Source organism: Enterococcus sp. HMSC072F02, assembly GCF_001837725.1.
GTDB classification, from domain to species: domain Bacteria; phylum Bacillota; class Bacilli; order Lactobacillales; family Enterococcaceae; genus Enterococcus_B; species Enterococcus_B lactis.
The window spans coordinates 40,553-43,504 of sequence record NZ_KV833928.1; the positions used below are offsets into that span (position 1 = coordinate 40,553).

General features: G+C 32.5%; 2 protein-coding genes. Both read left to right on the plus strand.

Going from position 1 to position 2,952, the window contains the following annotated elements; all coding sequences use genetic code 11:
- Positions 1-1,737 precede the first annotated feature (1,737 nt).
- A complete protein-coding gene (locus tag HMPREF2731_RS03620) occupies positions 1,738-2,355 on the plus strand; it encodes a hypothetical protein (RefSeq protein WP_070872337.1) in 618 nt (205 codons plus the stop codon).
- An 88-nt stretch (positions 2,356-2,443) separates the two neighbouring features.
- Positions 2,444-2,952 (plus strand): hypothetical protein (locus tag HMPREF2731_RS03625; RefSeq protein WP_070872347.1); only part of this gene is annotated, 509 nt, incomplete at its 3' end.

The following is a 2,952-nucleotide window of genomic DNA, read 5'->3' on the forward strand; positions in this document are numbered from 1 at the left end:
AAAAAGTAAGACGTGTACGATCATTTCAATAATTTTGCTAGTGCTTTGCATCATCATGACTAGTTTTTATCCTTCGACAAAATATGGAAACTATACAATTCTTGTATCAATAATGTTTTGTAATTGGTTATTTGGTGGGATAAGCCTTGTTTTTTCGTCAAAAATCAATTCTAAGTGCTTAAAAGCATGTGTCATTTTATTAAATTTGATATGTATTTTTGGTTGGATCATTTTTGATTGATGAAAAACGATAGAACCTTTCTGTTGTGAGGAAAAGATGTTTAAAATCACGAGAAGAGAAGAAAATAAAGTTAAATAGAATCGGTTTGTATATAGCTATATTTTTGTCACTTAGTTGTTTCATTGGTATCTATTCTTACTATATAAATAGTCTCTAAAATAGAGTTTTAATGTGAGATATTAAGTCTTTATTCTTTGAGCAAAATAAATCTTGTATAAGCAATTTGATAAAAAACGACATGTATGAATACTTTGATGAAAAGGAGATGTGTGGATGTTACCACTAAAAAGTAAGACGTGTACGATCATTTCAATAAGCTTGTTGTCAATTTGTTTCATTTCAGCTAGTTTTTATTTTCATCCTTCTATAGAAAATAATCTTCAGTTTTTAGTGTCCATAATATTTTGTTGTTGGAGCACTGGTGGTTTGAGTTTGGTTTTTTCGACAAAAATCAATTCTAAAAGGTTAAAAATGCTAGTTATCCTACTTGATTTGATTGGTATTTATAGTTGGGTGATTTATGCTATGTAAATTGTTCTGTTTTAGTTTGTTGTTTCAATAAAAAACGAAAATGAGGGGAAATAAATGAAATTAGATGTCAATTTGATCGGTTTATGTGTATCTATGTTACTGTCTGGCTGGTGTCTCGGGATAGCTCATTTCTATTACGGAAATAGCCCTCAAGGAGTATATATGTTACTTATGATGATTTTTCCAGGATTAACAGGACTATATTTTTCTACAAAAGTCAAGTCTGTAAGAATGAGATGGTTCCTGATAATACTAAATTATCTAATAGCTACCCATCTTACTATGATGCAATTTTATGGTCATTTATTAAGATAGCCATGTATCAATCGGAAAGGAGATTTGTGAATGTTACCATTAAAAAGTAAGACGTGTACAATCATTTCAATAAGTCTGCTAGTGCTTTGTATAGCTTTGACTATTTTTTTCCCTTCAATAAATTATAACGACGATGGGACTCGTATACGAATAATGTTTTGTATTTGGTTATTTGGTGGGTTAAGCCTGGTTTTTTCAACAAAAATCAATTCTAAATGTTTAAAAGCGATTGTTATAGTATCGAATTTGATATGTATCTTTAACTGGATCATTTTTGGTTGGTAAAAAATGGCGGAACGTTTCTGTTGTAAGAAAAAGAGGATTAAAAACAAAAGGAGAAAAAATGAAACTAACTATCAATTTGGTCGGGTTATGTATATCTATGTTACTGTCTGGCTGGTGTCTAGGGGTGGCTCATTTCTATTATGGAAATAGTCTTCAAAGTGCAGCTTTAATGATTTTCATATCCTTCCCCGGCTTAGCAGGTCTTTATTTTTCGACAAAGATCAAATCTGCGAAGGTAAGATGGATGTTGTTAGTTATCAATTATCTATTTGCTACATATTTTAATGTTTTCCAATTTCTATTTATTTTGTTTCAAACTTTTTGAAGTCAGCAACGAAGCAAACAATTAAAAAGGAGCGAGTTGAATGTTATCAATAGAAAGTAAGAAAAGTAAGAGGGTATCGGTGGTTCTGTTAGTCTTCTGTATGATTTTGCTCAGCAGTCATTTGTATATTCGTCATGAAGTGATAGGGTTTCTGATCATTCAGTATTCATGTTGGATTTTAAGTGGTATCAGTCTAGCTTTTACAAGAAGAATGGATTCCATAAAAGTAAAATGGCTAGTGATTGCTCTTCATTTTCTTTTGACTTGCGGAGTAGGGCTTGTTTACATCATTGGGTGGATCATCGGGTGGATAAGTTTACCTAGGTGGGAGTTGTTGTTAGTATGTGTGTTGTATTTTGGAGCAGTCGTAACATTAGACTATCAAAAAAAGAAAAAAACATTCTATCTGTTCGGTCTAGGTCTACCGATGCTAATATCGATCAGTTCGCTTATTGGAATCCATTACTTGTTGGCTTTCCATTCAAATACTATTAAATCTTGGCTTGTTATCCCTTTGTTGCTTTTCATGATGATTTCCGGCTTGATGGGTCTCTATTTCTCTACAAAACTTGAAGATAATCGAATAAAGTGGCTGCTATTAGGGATGAATTATCTATTTGCTACTTATTACAATATTGTTCTTTTGTTTTTCTTATGAATCGAAACTGCCGTTCCTCTTTTGATCATGAGAATCATTGGGGCATGAGGAAGGCGATGTATGGGTCAATTAAAAAGGAGAGAGTTGGATGTTATCAATAGAAAGTAAGAAAAGTAAGCGGGTATCGGTGGTTCTGTTAGTCTTCTGTATGATTTTGCTCAGCAGTCATTTGTATATTCGTCATGAAGTGATAGGGTTTCTGATCATTCAGTATTCATGTTGGATTTTAAGTGGTATCAGTCTAGCTTTTACAAGAAGAATGGATTCCATAAAAGTAAAATGGCTAGTGATTGCTCTTCATTTTCTTTTGATTTGCGGATTAGGGCTGTTTTACATCATTGGGTGGTTAAGTTTATCTAGGTTGGATTTGTTGCTAGGATGTGTGTTGTATATTGGTTTAGTAGAAATATTAGAATATAAACAGAAAGAAAAAGCATTTTTTTTGTTCGGTCTAGGTCTACCGATGTTGATATCGATCAGTTTACTTATTTGGATCCATTATCTATTGGCTTTCTATTTAAATACCGACAGGATGTGGGCAATCATCGCTTTGTTGCTTTTCATAATGATTTCCGGCTTGATGGGTCTCTATTTCTC

Excerpts from the sequence above, each read along its gene's own strand:
- HMPREF2731_RS03620 (WP_070872337.1), top strand. The coding sequence starts at position 1,738 with ATGTTATCAATAGAAAGTAAGAAAAGTAAGAGGGTATCGGTGGTTCTG.